Below are 17,909 nucleotides of genomic sequence, written 5' to 3'. Positions count from 1 at the left end.
GTAAAACTGAAAATTGTCCTACAGGTACAGGAGTATAGACGATGGGACTTGCGCAAGGATATCGAACAACTCTTCAGACAGGAGTCATTTTGACCGATATAAACGTTAACGAATCAATGACGGGAATGTCCGGATGTACAGACAGAGGAGTGATGCAAGTGAATATCGGCCAACTGATGCGAGGATTGCTGGGAGATGTAACAAGTGGGGAAACTCGCACGATGGAGCTGAAGGTTGGGCAGGTGGTGCGTGGCGTTGTGCTGCAGACGCTGGAGAATAATGAAGCTATCGTCAATATCAACGGCGTGCAGGTACGGGCCAAGCTGGAAATGGCGCTCGAGCCTGGTCAATCAGCGATGCTGCAAGTTCAGCCGGAATCAAATGGCTCCCTCGTTTTGCTGAAATCGGTTGATCTCAATACTTCGGGACTGCTGGACGATACATTTCGCGAAATCGCCAAACAGCTGGGTTTGCCTGATCAGAAGTGGGCACTTTCTCTAATCCGAGACTTGCGTCAGGAAGGTTTCGCCTTTAATCGGACAACAACAATTGCCTTTCAGCAGGCTGCTATGGCAATGCCGAAAGGCGCCGATACCGAGCAATGGATGACGGCAGCTGCAACAGCCTTCAAACGAGGTATGCCCATGACTGTTACTACGATTGCGTCCTTGCAACAGGTGATGTTCGGCAAGCCGGCACATGAGCTGCTTGATCAACTGCAGCGACAATTAACAACGATGACAGCGACGAGCGAGCATGCAGGTGACTCTCCTGAACGAATGTCGACAAACACGGGATCGCGTGTCCTTACCTTGCTTCAGCAGGGGGCTTCGCTGCTGAGCAATGCTTTGACATTACCCGAGACCGATGCTTTTGCAACAGGGCGCGGTATTGGACAAGGGGGGCCTGCTTCCCAGTTGGAGGGGAGAACCGGAGGTAAACTGCAATCAGAGCCGGCACTCATGACTGGTGGAACTACCGCTGATGGCCGTGGCTCAGCATCTGAGGCAGTAAGCGGAGGGATGAGACAGGGTCAAGCTCTGACCTCAAACAATTGGTTGGGTCAAATGATGAAGTGGATGGGGGTCGACCACGAGCTTCAGTTGGCCAAATCGGCTACGGATTCAGGCTTGCAAGCTGCTGGAGGAAAGGCAACTCCAACAGGAACAAACGATCCTTCTATGAGTCGTACAACTGGGCAGACAACGGCTGAGGCAGCGACATCCAACGCCAGAAACATTGCTTCACCTCAAGTTGGCGTGACGATACAACCGCAGGGTTCGAACGCCGCCGCTATTGTTCAACCTGGCCAACTTGTTGCAGAGCAGCAAGCTGGCGGAGAATCGTCGGCAAGAATTAACACTCCAGATACTGTTACAAGTAAAACGGATATAGGCGCTGGAGCATCTGCAGCAAAACTGGTTGGTTTGCAGGATGGCGACGGGCCTTTGCGCAACGAACTTTCCCAAACGGTACAGGCAAATAACGCCGCCGCACCTGCGAGTGCGAATGCTGGCTCGGAATCGCTTAAAAGCGCGTTAATGAATTTAGTGAACGGATCGGATGTGCCCCCGCAGATTAAGGAAACAGCACAGCAGTTAATCCAGCAGATCACAGGACAACAGCTGCTGCTCGCGCCAGAACGCAATAACTCTGTCTTTACACATGTCACCATGTTCATTCCGCTCAAGGATGCGAGTGGGGAGCAAACAGCTTCCGTCCAGATTCAGACGAGGAGGGGACGGAGAGGTGAGCTTGACGCGGACAATTGCAGGCTGTTATTTAGTCTGACAATGGGTTCGATTGGGGATACCCTAGTGGATGTACAGATTACCGACAAAATCGTTAGCCTACAGCTTTGGAACGATCACCCTGCTATCGCAGATCTGGTCGAGACATCGAGAGAGGAATTATCCAACCGATTAGGCGGAGTAGGCTATCAGCTGCTGTCAATGCGGACGAAACCGTTGCCGCAGCGGGATGACGCGGGGCAGAGCGACAATCAGTCCGTGTCCGGCGGGTTAATCAACAAGCAAACCGCAGCGTCAAGTTCTCCATGGTTAACTGCCACACGTTACAAAGGAGTCGATTACCGGGCATGAACGATGATCACAACGCAGGACAGCGTCCGCACACAAAAAAAGCTGTCGCACTGAAATATGAGCCTGGCAATCGACAAGCACCTGTATTGGTTGCTAAAGGCACTGGTCATATCGCAGATCGAATTTTGGAGAAGGCCAAGGAAAGTGGAGTCCCAGTACAAGAAGATCCTTCTCTTGTAGAGGTGTTATCCAAACTAGACGTCGATCAAGAGATTCCGCCCGAGCTTTATACGCTGGTTGCAGAAATATTAAGTTTCGTCTATCAGTCGGATCGAAAAGCAAGGGAGATTGGTCATGTCGATTGAACGGCAGAGAATTGGGAAGCTGGGGGAAGCAGAGACGGCGCGGAGATTTATACAATCGGGCTTGACCATTCTCTCTTTGAACTGGCGATGCCGAAGCGGCGAGATTGATCTGATCGCCAGAGACGGTGAGATCATCGTATTTGTCGAGGTGCGAAGCAGAAGCGCATCAAGTGGCATGAAGTTCGGTATGGCTGCCGAATCCGTTGACGTCCGCAAACAAATGAAAATCAGATCCGTTGCGCAAACGTATCTCAAACAACATCAACTTCAACAAAGCCGAATCCGATTCGATGTCGTCACCATTACGATCGGGCGAGGGAATGAGGTTGAGCTTTATCGTCATTATGAAGCGGCTTTTTAGCCGCTTTTTTTTGTTGCTTTGTTGCTTTCACAAATTGAAGTTAGGCAAAGATGAGAAAGAAAGGCCGGCGGAAGAGGATCCGTCGGCTAGAACCCGTTGAACAATATCATCCATAACTCGTTTCCAATCTTCGATACTGAATGGCCTCTGCCACATGCTCGTCTTCGACACTAACCGAACCCTCTACATCTGCGATAGTCCGCGCCAGCTTTAACAACCGGTCATAGGCTCTTAAACTGATGCCCAACGCTTCGAAAGCATGCTCCAGCAAGCGTGCGGCAGAAGGCTTGAGATTGGCGGCTTTACGAAGATTTCTGCCAGATAACTCATTGTTGCACACCGCTCCATATGCGATGTTACGTTCTTTTTGCCTGAGCCTTGCTTGGAGTACGCATGCTCTTAACTCGGCCGTCGTCGTCATGCCTCCAGCTTGCTGATTACGATCTAGTGAAATCGGTTTGGGGATGTCCAGTTGCAGATCTATTCGATCTAACAGGGGACCGGATAACTTCGCCTGATATCGAGCGATGTTGGCTGCAGTGCATACGCAGCGCTTATCTCCGTTATCGTGTCCGTAGTAACCGCATGGACATGGATTATAAGATGCCGCAAGCAAAATGTTTGCAGGGAAATGGACGGTTGCTCGCGCGCGAGCGATCGAAATCATTTTGTCTTCCAGAGGTTGTCGAAGAAGCTCCAATACGGATCGTGGAAACTCAGGGAGCTCGTCCAAATATAAGACGCCGTGATGGGCTAGCGTAACCTCTCCTGGACGAGGAATTGATCCTCCGCCAATAAGTCCTCCTGTGGATATGCTGTGATGCGGGGCGCGGAATGGAGGTGTGGTCATTAATCCAGGGGCATTTTCTACAAGTTTGCCTGCCACACTGTATATTTTGGTTACCTCCAATGCTTCATGCTCATCGAGTGGCGGAAGAATACCTGGAAGCCGCCTGATCATCATCGTTTTTCCGGTGCCGGGAGGTCCGCACAAGAGCAAATTGTGTTTGCCAGCGGCAGCGAGCAGCATAGCTCGTTTCCCTTGTTGCTGTCCAATGATATCGGCAAAATCATCGTGAGAATGATCGGCTTCTTGTTCATTGTCGAAATTCGTTCTTCGCACTTTGTGTCCATCATCATGTTCTCTTTGTTGTTCAATTCTTCGATCCCGGAGGTTGTCCCATATCGAATCAGCATGGGACGAGTCTCTTAGCTCGCAAAGATGTGTAATTGCGAACAACTCTATCCCGCTAATCCACTCTGCCTCAGCGCGATTAAGGAGAGGGAGCAGAACGCGTCGTATTCCGGATCTGCGAGCCTCCTCCAACATAGCGAGAACACCGGTAACCGGACGAATTGCTCCATTAAGCGAAAGCTCGCCGATCAGCAAAGTTTCCGCGAAAGGAGCTCCCTGGAGTTGTCCGCTGGCAATTAATATACCGGCTGCGATAGCTAGATCGAATGCCGTTCCTTCTTTGCGGAGATCGGCAGGGGCGAGATTAACGGTGATTCGTTCCATTGGGAACTGAAAGCCGCTGTTCTTGATAGCAGCGCGCACCCGTTCGACGGATTCTCGTACGGCGGGATCCGGCAAGCCAACTATACTCACTTGCGGCAAACCATTGGCGATATCAACTTCGACAGATATTCCTCGTCCTTCTACACCGTAGACGCTGGAGCTTTGAATCATAGTAAACACAACAAAAGCACCTCCCATAGGCAATATTAAATAGCCTGCAACGGGGGTGCTTCCCTACATTAGCGATTATTTTTTATACTTGTCTGCTTTCAAATTATATTTATACTACCGTCATCGAAGCGAAGTGTCAATGATTCCAGGTTGTGCGATTAAATCCAGAACATTGGGTGATACTACTTGGGCGCGGTCCGGTTTAATCTCATTTTGAGATGATATCCATATCAAAAAAGCGTGCGCTTTCAATGAAGAAAAATGCTACAATGATAAAGGTTTGTGTACATAGGACAGATCTCTAGTCTGTGAAATGGAGGATTTCAACAATGAATATCCATGAGTATCAAGGCAAAGCAGTGTTAAAACAATACGGGGTAGTCGTACCTGAGGGTAAGGTAGCTTTCTCCGTGGATGAAGCTGTTGCGGCAGCTGAAGGATTGGGAACTCCGGTCGTCGTCGTGAAGGCGCAAATTCACGCAGGGGGTCGCGGTAAAGCTGGCGGCGTTAAAGTCGCGAAAAACCTGGACGAGGTTCGCGCTTACGCCAGCGAAATTCTGGGCAAGGTGCTTGTAACGCATCAAACTGGCCCTGAAGGCAAAGAAGTAAAACGCCTTCTGATCGAGCAAGGCTGCGATATCAAGAAGGAATATTATATCGGCGTAGTTCTTGACCGCGGCACTGGCCGTGTTACTATGATGGCTTCAGAAGAGGGCGGCACAGAGATTGAAGAGGTCGCTGAGCATTCCCCTGAGAAAATTTTCAAAGAAGTAATTGATCCGGCTGTTGGCATGCAAGCTTTCCAAGCTCGCAAACTGGCATACGCAATCAACATCCCTACGGAGCTTGTTAACAAAGCAGTTAAATTTATGCTTGCATTGTACCAAGCTTTTGTTGAAAAAGATTGCTCGATCGCTGAAATCAATCCACTCGTTGTAACAGGCGATGGCAATGTTATGGCGCTTGACGCAAAGCTGAACTTCGATTCCAACGCTCTATATCGTCATAAAGACATCATCGAGCTGCGCGATCTCGAAGAAGAAGATGCAAAAGAAATTGAAGCATCCAAATACGACCTGAGCTACATCGCACTTGATGGCAACATCGGTTGTATGGTTAACGGCGCTGGTCTTGCGATGGCTACGATGGACATCATCAAGTATTACGGCGGCGACCCTGCCAACTTCCTTGACGTTGGGGGCGGTGCTACCAAAGAGAAAGTAACAGAAGCTTTCAAAATCATCTTGTCTGACGAGAAGGTTAAAGGCATCTTCGTTAATATCTTCGGTGGTATCATGAGATGTGACGTTATTGCAGAGGGTGTAATCGCAGCTGCAAGAGAGCTTGGTCTTGATCGTCCGCTTGTTGTACGTCTTGAAGGTACAAACGTTGAGCTTGGCAAGAAACTGTTGAATGAATCCGGCCTGAACATCGTGGCTGCTGATTCCATGTCCGACGGTGCTCAAAAGATCGTTGCTCTTGTGAAATAATGCTGCCAATGCGCAGTTGACAATAAGTTATTGTTTGATAGAGCCATAACAATGGGTCTGTTGAACCAACCTCGATAAGCAGTTGAATTCAATCAGGGGATGTGAGTTAAGTTGAGTATTTTGGTCAATAAAGATACAAAAGTCATCACACAAGGCATCACGGGCAAGACGGGCATGTTCCACGCGAAAGGAGCGCTCGACTACGGCACGCAGATGGTTGGCGGCGTAACACCTGGCAAAGGTGGCACGACGGTTGATATCACGCTGGAGAACGGCTCCGTTGCTACGCTTCCAGTATTCAATACTGTTGTTGAAGCCAAACAAGCAACTGGTGCTACAGCATCCGTTATTTATGTGCCGCCAGCATTCGCGGCAGATTCCATAATGGAAGCAGTCGATGCGGAGATGGATCTTGTTATCTGTATCACAGAAGGTATTCCTGTTCTGGACATGGTTAACGTGAAACGTTACCTGGAAGGCAGCAAGACGGTACTGATCGGACCGAACTGCCCAGGTGTTATCACGCCAGGAGAGTGCAAAATCGGTATCATGCCTGGTTACATCCATACTGTAGGTCACGTAGGTGTCGTATCTCGCTCCGGAACGTTGACTTACGAGGCTGTTCACCAGCTGACGACTCGCGGAATTGGTCAATCGTCCGCAGTTGGTATCGGCGGCGACCCTGTTAAGGGCTCCGAGTTCATCGACATCTTGAGCCGCTTCAACGACGATCCAGACACGTATGCGGTAATTATGATCGGCGAGATCGGCGGTACTGCAGAAGAAGAAGCAGCAGAGTGGATCAAAGCGAACATGACGAAACCGGTTGTTGGTTTCATCGGCGGCGCTACCGCTCCTGAAGGCAAACGTATGGGACATGCTGGCGCTATTATTTCCGGTGGCAAAGGTACTGCAGCTGAGAAGATCGCAACGCTTGAAGCTTGCGGTATCAAAGTTGCTCCAACACCGTCTGACATGGGCTCCACGCTTGTTAGCGTACTGGAAGAGCAAGGTCTTCTTGAGAAATGTATTACGCGTAAGTAATATCATAAGATCACAATTAAGGTAAGCAACCTTTCTACCCAATATGGGTCAGAGAGGTTGCTTTTTTTGTTGGCCTAGAATCTGCGAATCGGCGATAAAATAGGGGCGACTTGCATTCTTCCTCCATGTAACGCAAAATAGATAAGAATGCAAACCCGCCCTGAATATGAGAGGGATGGGTTAATGGACGACAATAGAAATGAAATCCGGAAATTAATCATGATGTTATATAACGTTCCGGGAATTGGATGGCACACGATTGACAAGGCCATTAAGCATCGGCTGTGGACCATGGATGTTAGAACTGTGGAAGCTTGGATATCAATAGGCTTTCGCCTTGAGCAAGCACAGAAGTTTGTAAATGCCTTAGCACGCGAGAATAGTAGAGAATCTGTCATTACAAGTAACGACGAAGCTATTACTGCATTAACTCCGTGTGACGACGAATTCCCTGTGAACCTTCAACAGATTGCACAGCCGCCTTGGGTGTTGTATGCTAAGGGTCGTTTGGAATTACTGAATCGTCCAATTGTAGCGATCGTCGGGACACGTTTGCCTACAGCATATGGTCGAGAGATAGCTGGCAAATTAGCTCAGGAGCTCTCAGATGCCGGTGTAACCATTGTGAGTGGGCTAGCTAGAGGGATAGACAGCAAAGCACACGAAGCAGCTCTAAACGGCGCTGGAGGTACGATAGCCGTATTGCCTACACCAATCGACACCTGTTATCCTCCGCAAAATCTCTCATTGTATCGCAGTTTGCATCAGAGAGGACTTGTGATATCAGAAACGCCGATTGGCACTAAACTTCATCCCGGACAGTTTCATCAGCGTAATCGAATCATTGCCGGATTAGCTTGCGCAACAATCGTCATTGAGGGCGCAGAGAAAAGCGGCTCCATGATAACCGCCAAGTTCGCACTCGAGAGCAATCGCGAATTGTTTGCAGTGCCTGGTCCGATTACTTCTCCCAAGAGCGAGGGACCGCATGCGCTTATCCGTGATGAGAAGGCTCGCATTATAACCAAAATAGATGATCTATTCCATCAAATATTGTGGCTGAGAGAGTCAGCAAATCGATGGAGTAATTCCGCTGCCGGACGTGCAGGTAAGACGGTTCAAGGGGCAGAAATGTTAAAGCCGGAAGAAGAAAAACTGCTCCGCTTGATACGGGATCGATCGATGTCGATCGATGAACTGCATGAACGCTCAGGTATTCCGTTTGGACATTTGAACGCACATCTGCTAAATTTATGTATAAAACGGAAAATTGGGCTTCAGCCTGGTTCCATATATATGATATTGTAACTTGTCGCATAGAGAGGAGGCACCTCGCATGGCCGATTCATTAGTTATTGTAGAATCACCCGCCAAAGCCAAGACGATCGGCAAATATTTGGGCAGCAAGTTTATTGTGAAAGCCTCCATGGGTCATATCCGCGATTTGCCTAAGAGCCAGATTGGCGTTGAAGTCGAAAACGATTTTAATCCCAAATATATTACGATTCGCGGCAAAGGCAGCGTGCTTAAAGAATTGAAGGATGCCAGCAAAAAAGTGAAACATGTTTATCTGGCAGCTGACCCGGATCGCGAAGGTGAAGCAATAGCTTGGCATCTGGCTCATTATTTGGAATTAAATGAAGGGGACACCTGCAGGGTTGTCTTTAATGAAATTACGAAACAAGCGGTAAAGGATGCATTCAAGCATCCTCGCAAAATCAATATGGATCTCGTTAATGCGCAGCAGGCACGCCGGATTCTTGATCGTCTAGTCGGCTACAAGATCAGTCCGCTTCTCTGGAAGAAAGTGAAGAAGGGCTTGTCCGCCGGACGTGTACAATCGGTTGCAGTTAAACTCATTATTGATCGCGACAATGAGATTGACGCATTTGTGCCTGAAGAATATTGGTCGATTACGGCAAAGCTGAAACAAAAGGGCGTTGCGCTGGAAGCCAAATATTATTCGATCCGCGGAGAGAAACGTGAGCTCGGCAAGGAAGCGGACGTAAACGAAGTACTCGCTGCAATGAATGGCGAATCCTTTGTCGTACAAGAAGTGAAAGAGAAGGAACGTCTGCGTAATCCTGCGCCACCGTTCATTACGAGTTCGCTTCAGCAGGAAGCTGCACGTAAAATCGGCTTTAGAGCATCTAAGACGATGTCTGTTGCTCAACAACTGTATGAAGGCGTCGAGCTAGGCAAAGAAGGTACAGTTGGTCTAATCACTTATATGAGAACGGATTCGACCCGGATCTCTCCTGTCGCGCAAGAAGAAGCGAAGACGTATATATCGGATAAGTATGGTTCGGATTATGTGCCTGAGCAGCCTCGCGTATATACGAAGAAAAACAGCAATGCACAAGATGCGCACGAAGCAATTCGCCCAACATCGATTTATCGCGATCCGGAGTCTGTGAAAGCATTCCTGTCCCGTGATCAATTGCGACTCTACAAGCTCGTCTGGGAACGATTCGCTTCTAGCCAAATGTCCTCGGCCGTACTTGACACGATGACGGTAGATCTAGGAGCGGGAGAGACCGTGTTCCGCGCTTCAGGCTCCAAGATTAAGTTCCCAGGCTTCATGAAGGTCTATGTCGAAGGAAATGACGATGGTACGGAAGAAGAACATAAGTTCCTACCGCCTCTCGTTGCTGGAGACAAGGTCGAAACGGATTCGGTAGAGCCGAAGCAGCACTTTACTCAACCACCGCCACGCTACTCGGAGGCGCGTCTCGTCAAGACGCTCGAGGAGCTCGGAATTGGACGGCCAAGTACATATGCGCCTACGCTTGAGACGATTCAGAAGCGCGGATATGTCGCCATGGAAGAGAAAAAGTTTATGCCAACCGAGCTTGGTGAGCTGGTCATTCAGTTAATGGAAGAGTTTTTCCCGGAAATTCTTGATGCTGAGTTCACAGCAAATATGGAAGGAAATCTCGACCATGTGGAAGACGGTAATGAAGATTGGGTAAAGGTACTCGCGAAATTCTACGAATCGTTCGAGAAACGGTTGGAAGTCGCTGAAGAAGAAATGAAGGAAATCGAAATTCAGGATGAGGTTTCCGACGAGATATGTGAGAAGTGCGGCAAACATTTAGTCTACAAAATGGGACGCTTTGGAAAGTTTCTTGCTTGCTCTGGATTCCCTGATTGCCGCAATACCAAACCCATCGTCAAAGATATTGGCGTCGCATGTCCGAAATGTGCTGAAGGAAAAATCATCGAAAGACGCAGCAAAAAAGGCCGAATTTTCTATGGCTGCGATCAATATCCGGGCTGCGATTACGTCTCATGGGATAAACCAACGGGCAAACCGTGCCCAAGCTGCGATGCCATGTTAGTTGAGAAACGTAGCAAAGCAGGCGTGAAGCTGAACTGCCCGGCTTGCAGTTACTCCGAAGAAGCGCCGGAAGATGATCAGGATGATCAAGATTAATCAGGTCATGCAATTTGTAATGGAATAGGCTAGCCCAGATTCATAACTCGAATTCAAACACGCTGTGCCGCCAACAACGGCGCAGCTGTTTTCACCTTGGCCAAATTGTGCCAATAAACGTCAGAAATTTCTAATAGTTTCTTCGAAAGGATTGAATCATTGATGTCACAGAGAGTTACCGTGATCGGAGCAGGTCTTGCGGGAAGTGAAGCTGCTTGGCAGATCGCGTCCCAAGGCGTGCCGGTTACATTATACGAGATGCGTCCAGTCAGGCAGACGCCTGCCCATCATACGAATCAATTTGCAGAGCTAGTATGCAGCAACAGCCTTCGCGCTAACGGGTTAGCTAACGCGGTAGGCGTACTTAAAGAAGAAATGCGTCGTTTGAACTCACTGATTCTTAGCAGCGCAGACCGGCATGCCGTGCCCGCAGGCGGAGCGCTTGCCGTCGACCGCGACGGATTCTCTGGCGAGGTGACTAGCAAGCTTCGCGAGCATCCGTTGATAGAAGTATTAAACGAAGAAGTGACTCAAATTCCGACAGATGGCATTACCGTCATTGCTACTGGTCCATTGACCGCTCCGGATCTATCCAAACAAATTCAAGGACTGCTCGGCGAAGAATATTTTTATTTCTATGATGCGGCGGCGCCTATCATCGAAAAAGATTCAATCGACATGTCCAAAGTTTATTTGGCTTCTAGATATGACAAGGGTGAAGCTGCGTATCTAAATTGCCCGATGACGGTAGAAGAGTTTGACGTTTTCTATGAAGCCCTTATCCAAGCGGAAACGGCTGAACTTAAAGAGTTTGAAAAGGAAATTTATTTTGAAGGCTGTATGCCGATCGAAGTGATGATGAAACGCGGCAAACAAACGGCGTTGTTCGGTCCAATGAAACCAGTCGGCCTCATGAACCCGCATACGGGCAAGTTGCCTCATGCTGTTATTCAGCTGCGCCAGGATAATGCTGCTGGCACGCTGTACAATATGGTCGGCTTCCAGACCCATCTGAAGTGGGGAGAGCAGAAACGGGTATTCCAACTCATTCCTGGACTAGAGAATGCCGAATTCGTCCGCTTTGGCGTCATGCACCGCAACACGTTTATCAATTCACCAAAGCTGCTTAAATCAACGTACCAAACGCAAACGCGTGAATCGTTATTCTTCGCGGGTCAGATGACCGGCGTTGAGGGATATGTCGAATCGGCAGCGTCTGGTCTGATTGCAGGTTTGAACGCTGGTCGTCTAGCGCGGGGCCTTGAGCCGCTTGTGCTGCCGGAGCAGACGACCCTTGGCAGTATGGCGCAATATATAACAACAGCTGATTTCAAGCATTTCCAACCGATGAACGCCAATTTTGGACTGTTTCCACCGCTCGAGACACGTATCCGGAACAAGAAGGATAAGAACGAAGCGATCGCGAACAGGGCGCTTGAGACTCTGGAATCGTTTAAAGAGCAACATTTGACGCATCTGGCCGTACAATAGTTGATGTCTTTGTGTTATTAGCGTTTTCTAAGCAGTAATTCGTGCTGTATGGCGTTCTATCATCATAGAGTAGAACATGCGGACTTTTATGGTTTGACGTCTTTTGGACACATGAACTAGGTCTATCGGCCCAGTGAATCGATTGAATATCATGGATGGAGGCGGAAAGATGGAAATGAAATTTCATGCCACCACGATTTGTGCAATTCGCCATAACGGGAAAGGCGCAATCGCTGGCGATGGCCAGGTCACATTCGGTAACAGCATGGTCATGAAAAATACGGCGAAAAAAGTTAGACGATTGTATCGAGGCCAGGTTGTAGCAGGTTTTGCTGGATCTGTGGCTGATGCGATAACGTTATTCGAGAAGTTTGAGGCGAAGCTGGAGGAGCACCATGGCAATTTGCAGCGTGCTGCTGTCGAACTGGCGAAGGACTGGAGATCGGATCGCGTGTTGCGTAAGCTTGAGGCAATGATGTTAGTGATGGATAAATCCGGTATGCTGCTTATTTCAGGAAACGGTGAGATCATTGAACCGGATGATGAAATATTGGCGATCGGCTCAGGCGGCACGTTCGCTTTGTCGGCGGCTAGGGCTCTCAAACGTCATGCAACAGGTCTGGAAGCCAAAGAAATGGCGAGATCGGCGCTCGAAGTTGCTGCCGAAATCTGCGTTTACACAAATCATAATATTATCGTGGAAGAAATCGGTTAGACCATTTGCGGGAGGCGATATTGGATGGGGAATGATGTGTTGACGCCGCGCCAGATCGTGGCTGAGCTGGATAAGTATATCGTCGGTCAAAAAGATGCGAAACGTTCGGTTGCGGTTGCGCTGCGCAACCGTTATCGTCGAAGCAGATTGGATGAGGCGCTCAGAGACGAGATCGTGCCTAAAAACATTTTAATGATCGGACCTACAGGTGTAGGCAAAACGGAGATTGCCAGACGTCTCGCCAAACTAGTGAAAGCTCCATTCGTCAAGCTGGAAGCGACAAAATTTACTGAAGTCGGTTATGTTGGTCGCGATGTGGAATCCATGGTGCGAGATCTTGTAGAAACGGCGATTCGGATGGTCAAATCCGAAAAAACGGATCAGGTCCGGGAAAAAGCAGAGAAGCAGGCTAACGAACGCATTGTGTTGCTTCTCGCTCCTAGTGCCGTCAAAGCCAAAACTTCCAAAAATCCGTTTGAGATGTTATTCGGCGGGAATCAGGAAGAAAAGGAAGAAGAGAAGGATACCGAGCAGGATGGCGCTTTGCAGCTTAAACGGTCACAGATCAAGGAGCAGCTGGCAGCAGGTAAGCTCGAGAACGAAATCATCGAAATCGAGGTCGAGGATACGACTCCGAATATGATGGATATGTTGTCTAACGGTCAAGGTCCTGAAGGTATGGGGATGAATATGTCCGAGTTGTTCGGTCAGCTCATGCCGAAGAAACCTAAGAAACGCAAACTCCCTGTGAAGGAAGCCAGGAAGGTGCTTATCCAGGAAGAAGCGAACAAATTAATCGACATGGACGATGTCGTGACCGAATCCGTAGTGCGAGCGGAGCAAAGCGGCATTATCTTTATCGACGAAATTGATAAAATTGCAAGTCCGTCCAGAGGATCAGGCCCAGACGTATCTCGTGAAGGGGTTCAGCGAGACATCTTGCCAATCGTGGAAGGCTCGACGGTAATGACCAAATATGGACCGGTAAAAACGGATTATATATTGTTTATCGCAGCTGGCGCGTTCCATATTGCGAAGCCGTCGGATCTGATACCAGAGCTCCAGGGGCGTTTCCCGATCAGAGTAGAATTGACATCGCTCAGCTTAGACGACTTCATAAGTATTCTAACAGAGCCCAAAAACGCGTTAACGAAACAATATACAGCGCTGTTGCAGACCGAGGGAATCGAAATCGAATTTTCGCCAGAGGCTATCCGTGAGCTCGCTTCGATTGCAGCGGATGTAAACCGAAATATGGAGAATATCGGTGCGCGAAGGCTGCACACGATTCTTGAAAAGCTCTTAGAGGATTTAAGCTTCGAAGCGCCTGAATTATCGCTGGAGAAAATGGTAATCACGCCAGAATATGTGCGAGAAAAGCTTGGCAGCATCGCCAAAGATCGAGATTTAAGTCAATACATCTTGTAGTTGTTACAGTTCCGGGAGGCACATTAGAAATGAGTTTATTGAACAAAACGAGAACGCTTAACCGGCTGCTCCAACGAGCGGCCGGCAAGGCACTTAGCTTTAGAGAAATGGCTGAGGTGTTATGCTCGACGATTCAGAGTAACGTCTTTGTCGTCAGTCGTAAAGGTAAAGTATTGGGCTGCGCCGCAGTCGATATCTATGATCACGATTATATCCGTTCTTTATCGGGGGACGAGCTTAGATTCTCACAGGAATCTAATCATCGATTCCTTGGTACATCGGAGTCTTTGACTAATGTTGAACTCGATTCGGGCATTATGGAAACGTTCACCAAACTCGGGATTCATGAAGTTATGACCGTAGTCCCGATAACTGGGGGCGGTGACCGGCTGGGAACACTGATCCTGACAAGAGCATCTGGGGCCTTTAACGATGATGATCTCGTATTGGCAGAGTACGGCTCAACAATCGTTGGTATGGAAATTTTACGTGAACGCGCCGACGAGATTGAACAAGAGGTGAGAAGCCGCGCAGTTGTTTCCGTCGCGGTCGGATCCTTGTCATTCAGCGAATTAGAGGCGGTTGAGCATATTTTCGAGGAGCTGGATGGCAAAGAAGGATTGCTCGTAGCTTCCAAGATTGCGGATCGAGTGGGTATTACTAGATCTGTAATCGTCAATGCATTGCGTAAACTGGAGAGCGCAGGAGTTATCGAAACTAGGTCGCTTGGAATGAAAGGGACTTACATTCGAATACTCAATCACCAGCTTTTGCAAGAATTGAAAAAGATAAAATCGTAGTCCTAGTTCAATACGTACAAGTAAGTCCTATCTTTTTCAAAAGATAGGGCTTTTTTCTTATTGTAATATTTTAGGGAATTGAAGAAGATATTCCTGTCAGCAAAAAACGACAGAACCGTCTCATTTTTTTAATAATTATTTGTCGAACGAAGAAGGAATGAGAGTTAATCTGTTGAATATTTAAACTAAGATTTTCAAAGCGAAAGTGGTGAAACGTAAAGTGAAATTGTTGAATGGCGCAGCGTTTGGGCGCATGGAAGCGGCTCTATACGCGGCTGAATCCAGGCAACGAGTTATTTCGAACAATATCGCAAATGCAGAAACGCCGTACTTCAAACGCTCGGAAGTTTTATTCGAGGAGCTGCTCGAGCAATCGATGGACACGAGTCGTCTTTCGGGTAAAACGACAGATGTTAGGCATATCCCAATCGGAGCCAATTCTACCAAACTACCTGTGCCTCAAGTCTTAACCGATGATTCGACATCGATGGGCAACAATCAGAATAACGTCGACGTCGATCGTGAGATGTCTCTACTCGCCAAGAATCAGCTTAGCTATAACTTTTATATTCAACAGATCAACCATGATTTAAAGATGATGAGAACTGGCATAGACGGGAGGGCGTAGCTTAAGTGAAACTATCGAATGGATTTGATATCAGTGCGTCGGCTCTCACCGCTCAGCGAATGCGGATGGATGTCATTTCCTCCAACATTGCCAATGCAGAGACGACCCGGGGAAGTTATGTGAACGGGAAGTTCGAGCCATATAAACGGAAATTGGTAGTCCTCGAGCCCAACCAGCAGTCATTCTCGTCAATGCTCTCTCAGCAAATGGGGGGCAAGGAGAAAGTCTCAGGTGTGCGAGTCAGCAGAATTGAGGAAGACCAAACGCCTAATAAGCTGGTCTATAATCCTTCACATCCTGATGCAGATGAGAACGGATATGTACATATGCCTAACGTTGATGTAGCTAAAGAAATGGTCGATATGATCGCAGCCTCGCGAGCGTATGAGGCAAACGTAACAGCGATTAATGCGACTAAAGCCATGTTTGTAAAAGCGCTCGAAATCGGAAGAGGCTAAGTAGACTACTAATACGGAGTGTGAAAAATGATACAAACGATGCAGTTAGGGACGATTGCCCCGACACAATCGCTGGTTAAGCCGGTAACACAAGCGACTCCAGCGGAGCTTACACAATCCTTTGGGCAATACCTGCAGACAGCGATAGAAAGTGTAGGTAATCAGGAGAAGAAGGTACATGCACTAAACGATCAATATTTGCTAGGCAAAGTGGACGTCACACAAGTGCTGATTGCATCGGAACAAGCGCAACTTAGTCTGCAATTAACCTCGCAGGTCCGCAATAAAGTGGTGGAAGCGTACCAGGAAATGATGCGGATGCAACTTTAATTCTGCAGTTATGATCAGCATAGTATTGGGTGAGGTGACAATGTGAACGAGAGAATCGCCCACTATCGCGAAAGGCTCAAGCAGTTCTGGGGCCAGATGGGCAAAAAACAAAAAATATGGTTGGGGGCATCGATTAGTGGATTGTTGTTGGCGGTCATCCTGTTAACCATCGTGTTCACCAGGACGGAGTACGAGCTTGCGTTCAAAAATATGGACGCTACGGACGCCGCGGCCGTTATGACTTACCTTGACGGAAATGGCATCCCGTATGAGCTCAGCAGCAATGGCACTAGCATATCGGTACCAAGCACGGTTGCATCTAGAGTAAAAGTAGATGTAGGATCGCAAGGCTTGGTGCAGAACGGATCGATTGGATTCGAAGTATTCAGCAATAGCGCTTCACAATTTGGCAAAACACAAAACGAGTTCGATGTAATTTACCAAACAGCACTCAATGGTGAGGTTCAGAAACTCCTTAACGGACTTCAAGGAGTGGAAAGCACAAAGGTTCTCATTAACCGACCAGAGAAAAGTGTGTTTCTGACACCGGAGAACGAACCGCAGGCAACAGCAGCGATCGTAATGAATTTCACGACCGGATATCGCCCTTCGCAGAAAGAAATTGACGGTTATTATAATCTGGTCAAAGCGACTGTGACGGATCTTGCTATCGAGAACATTACCATCTCAGGTCCACAAGGCGAGTTAGTATCCTCTGCAGTTGGCGGTGCAGGAGCTGGGAGTTCGGACGCAGTCGAGATGCAATTCCAGATTCAAAGCAAATACGAAACAAGCTTGAAAAACGAAATTCAACAATTTCTTGGACGGATCGTTGGACCAGAGAATCTGGTGGTAAGCGTCGCAAGCTCAATGAACTTCGACAAACGCAGAACCGAAGAAAATCTCGTTCGTCCTCTAACTGACAACGACAATAACGGAATTAAGGTAAGCGAAGAGTCGAATAGTTCATCCTCGACAGGATCATCTACTCCGGCAGGTGGGGTAGCGGGTACGGGTGAAACCGATATTCCCGGCTACGAGGCAAGTTCGCAAGGTCAAAATACCTCGGAATCCAATTCTCAAGTTACGAATTACGATTACGACCGTATCAAAAACAATATTGAATCTGGGCCATACGTCCTGGAGGACCTATCAATCAGCATTGGTATTGAAGAGGCTCAATTAAGCGATGAGAATGCTAGAACTGACATCATGAATTACCTGACTACTGTTGTAAGAGGTCAGCTGGCTGGTTCGGGACAGGATGTTAATGATGACGCATTGGTCAGCAAAAAAGTTTCGTTAATATCCAGAACTTTTGCAGCAAGCAGCTCGCAGACTTCGGGAAGCGGATTGTCGACAGGCTGGGCAGTTGGACTCGGTGTTGCAGCACTAGCACTGATTGGCGGACTCGTGTTCATGTTGAATCGCAGAAGAAAACAAGCGGCGATCGAAGAAGTTGAAATGGTTCCTTCTAATTCTTCTAATTCCAGAGTTGAATATCCGACGCTCGATCTGGAGAGTGTCAATAATGACAGCCAAGCTCGCAAAAATCTTGAAACACTCGCCAAACGCAAGCCTGACGAATTCGTCAACCTCCTTCGCACATGGCTTGTGGATGAATAGAGGTG

16 protein-coding genes are annotated in these 17,909 nt (G+C 48.2%); 15 read left to right on the top strand and 1 reads right to left on the bottom strand.

The window, feature by feature from the left end:
- The first annotated feature begins 41 nt into the window (after positions 1 to 41).
- From ACX1C1_RS21205 to ACX1C1_RS21195, 3 genes are read left to right on the top strand one after another with little or no spacing between them, the layout of a single operon-like run.
- Complete coding sequence (locus tag ACX1C1_RS21205; protein WP_458954139.1) at positions 42 to 2,102, top strand: hypothetical protein; 2,061 nt, start codon at positions 42 to 44, stop codon at positions 2,100 to 2,102.
- Positions 2,099 to 2,407, top strand: a complete 309-nt coding sequence (locus ACX1C1_RS21200; RefSeq protein ID WP_458954138.1) for an EscU/YscU/HrcU family type III secretion system export apparatus switch protein — start codon at positions 2,099 to 2,101, stop codon at positions 2,405 to 2,407. Before ACX1C1_RS21205 ends, ACX1C1_RS21200 begins: the two co-directional genes overlap by 4 nt.
- Entirely contained in the window at positions 2,397 to 2,768 is a 372-nt protein-coding gene (locus ACX1C1_RS21195; protein WP_458954137.1) for a YraN family protein, read from the top strand. The genes ACX1C1_RS21200 and ACX1C1_RS21195 overlap by 11 nt, the downstream gene beginning before the upstream one ends.
- Before the next feature lie 106 nt (positions 2,769 to 2,874).
- Here the strand turns inward: ACX1C1_RS21195 and ACX1C1_RS21190 are convergent, their stop codons facing one another.
- A complete protein-coding gene (locus ACX1C1_RS21190; protein WP_458957752.1) occupies positions 2,875 to 4,458 on the bottom strand; it encodes a YifB family Mg chelatase-like AAA ATPase in 1,584 nt (527 codons plus the stop codon).
- Positions 4,459 to 4,787: 329 nt separating this feature from the next.
- Between ACX1C1_RS21190 and sucC the strand changes: the two genes are divergently transcribed.
- The 12 genes from sucC (at position 4,788) to fliF (ending at position 17,904) form a co-directional block, all read left to right on the top strand.
- Complete coding sequence (gene sucC / locus ACX1C1_RS21185; protein WP_458954136.1) at positions 4,788 to 5,948, top strand: ADP-forming succinate--CoA ligase subunit beta; 1,161 nt, start codon at positions 4,788 to 4,790, stop codon at positions 5,946 to 5,948.
- Positions 5,949 to 6,059: 111 nt separating this feature from the next.
- A complete protein-coding gene (sucD, locus tag ACX1C1_RS21180; protein ID WP_458954135.1) occupies positions 6,060 to 6,992 on the top strand; it encodes a succinate--CoA ligase subunit alpha in 933 nt (310 codons plus the stop codon).
- A 183-nt stretch (positions 6,993 to 7,175) separates the two neighbouring features.
- Positions 7,176 to 8,300: a DNA-processing protein DprA gene (gene dprA / locus ACX1C1_RS21175; RefSeq protein WP_458954134.1), complete on the top strand. Its 1,125-nt coding sequence runs from the start codon at positions 7,176 to 7,178 to the stop codon at positions 8,298 to 8,300.
- 28 nt (positions 8,301 to 8,328) lie between these two features.
- Positions 8,329 to 10,428: a type I DNA topoisomerase gene (gene topA, locus ACX1C1_RS21170; RefSeq protein ID WP_458954133.1), complete on the top strand. Its 2,100-nt coding sequence runs from the start codon at positions 8,329 to 8,331 to the stop codon at positions 10,426 to 10,428.
- 162 nt (positions 10,429 to 10,590) lie between these two features.
- On the top strand, positions 10,591 to 11,919 hold the full coding sequence (gene trmFO, locus ACX1C1_RS21165; protein ID WP_458954132.1) for an FADH(2)-oxidizing methylenetetrahydrofolate--tRNA-(uracil(54)-C(5))-methyltransferase TrmFO: 1,329 nt from the start codon (positions 10,591 to 10,593) through the stop codon (positions 11,917 to 11,919).
- Positions 11,920 to 12,088: 169 nt separating this feature from the next.
- Positions 12,089 to 12,634: an ATP-dependent protease subunit HslV gene (hslV, locus tag ACX1C1_RS21160; RefSeq protein WP_458954131.1), complete on the top strand. Its 546-nt coding sequence runs from the start codon at positions 12,089 to 12,091 to the stop codon at positions 12,632 to 12,634.
- A gap of 24 nt (positions 12,635 to 12,658) precedes the next feature.
- Positions 12,659 to 14,062, top strand: coding sequence for an ATP-dependent protease ATPase subunit HslU (hslU, locus tag ACX1C1_RS21155; protein WP_458954130.1), 1,404 nt, complete (start codon positions 12,659 to 12,661; stop codon positions 14,060 to 14,062).
- Positions 14,063 to 14,091: 29 nt separating this feature from the next.
- Positions 14,092 to 14,862, top strand: coding sequence for a GTP-sensing pleiotropic transcriptional regulator CodY (codY, locus tag ACX1C1_RS21150; protein ID WP_458954129.1), 771 nt, complete (start codon positions 14,092 to 14,094; stop codon positions 14,860 to 14,862).
- 220 nt (positions 14,863 to 15,082) lie between these two features.
- Positions 15,083 to 15,490 carry a flagellar basal body rod protein FlgB gene (flgB, locus tag ACX1C1_RS21145; RefSeq protein WP_458954128.1) on the top strand — a complete coding sequence of 136 codons (408 nt, stop codon included), beginning with the start codon at positions 15,083 to 15,085 and terminating at the stop codon, positions 15,488 to 15,490.
- Between the two features lie 5 nt (positions 15,491 to 15,495).
- Positions 15,496 to 15,948, top strand: coding sequence for a flagellar basal body rod protein FlgC (gene flgC / locus ACX1C1_RS21140; RefSeq protein WP_458954127.1), 453 nt, complete (start codon positions 15,496 to 15,498; stop codon positions 15,946 to 15,948).
- 27 nt (positions 15,949 to 15,975) lie between these two features.
- The gene (gene fliE / locus ACX1C1_RS21135; protein WP_458954126.1) at positions 15,976 to 16,278 is read left to right on the top strand and encodes a flagellar hook-basal body complex protein FliE; all 303 of its coding nucleotides are present in this window, start codon (positions 15,976 to 15,978) and stop codon (positions 16,276 to 16,278) included.
- A gap of 42 nt (positions 16,279 to 16,320) precedes the next feature.
- Positions 16,321 to 17,904, top strand: coding sequence for a flagellar basal-body MS-ring/collar protein FliF (fliF, locus tag ACX1C1_RS21130; RefSeq protein WP_458954125.1), 1,584 nt, complete (start codon positions 16,321 to 16,323; stop codon positions 17,902 to 17,904).
- Positions 17,905 to 17,909: the final 5 nt, after the last annotated feature.

Source organism: Paenibacillus sp. strain BS8-2, assembly GCF_054483835.1.
Note: the sequence above shows the minus strand (reverse complement) of the source record. Positions and strands in the feature narration are given on the sequence as shown.

What these genes read in the sequence shown, in the direction of transcription:
- codY (WP_458954129.1), top strand. Translation starts at nt 14,092, where the DNA reads ATGAGTTTATTGAACAAAACGAGAACGCTTAACCGGCTGCTCCAACGA.
- ACX1C1_RS21205 (WP_458954139.1), top strand. Translation starts at nt 42, where the DNA reads ATGGGACTTGCGCAAGGATATCGAACAACTCTTCAGACAGGAGTCATT.
- hslU (WP_458954130.1), top strand. Translation starts at nt 12,659, where the DNA reads ATGGGGAATGATGTGTTGACGCCGCGCCAGATCGTGGCTGAGCTGGAT.
- sucC (WP_458954136.1), top strand. Translation starts at nt 4,788, where the DNA reads ATGAATATCCATGAGTATCAAGGCAAAGCAGTGTTAAAACAATACGGG.
- ACX1C1_RS21190 (WP_458957752.1), bottom strand. Translation starts at nt 4,458, where the DNA reads ATGATTCAAAGCTCCAGCGTCTACGGTGTAGAAGGACGAGGAATATCT.
- ACX1C1_RS21200 (WP_458954138.1), top strand. Translation starts at nt 2,099, where the DNA reads ATGAACGATGATCACAACGCAGGACAGCGTCCGCACACAAAAAAAGCT.
- hslV (WP_458954131.1), top strand. Translation starts at nt 12,089, where the DNA reads ATGGAAATGAAATTTCATGCCACCACGATTTGTGCAATTCGCCATAAC.
- topA (WP_458954133.1), top strand. Translation starts at nt 8,329, where the DNA reads ATGGCCGATTCATTAGTTATTGTAGAATCACCCGCCAAAGCCAAGACG.
- ACX1C1_RS21195 (WP_458954137.1), top strand. Translation starts at nt 2,397, where the DNA reads ATGTCGATTGAACGGCAGAGAATTGGGAAGCTGGGGGAAGCAGAGACG.
- trmFO (WP_458954132.1), top strand. Translation starts at nt 10,591, where the DNA reads ATGTCACAGAGAGTTACCGTGATCGGAGCAGGTCTTGCGGGAAGTGAA.
- dprA (WP_458954134.1), top strand. Translation starts at nt 7,176, where the DNA reads ATGGACGACAATAGAAATGAAATCCGGAAATTAATCATGATGTTATAT.
- fliE (WP_458954126.1), top strand. Translation starts at nt 15,976, where the DNA reads ATGATACAAACGATGCAGTTAGGGACGATTGCCCCGACACAATCGCTG.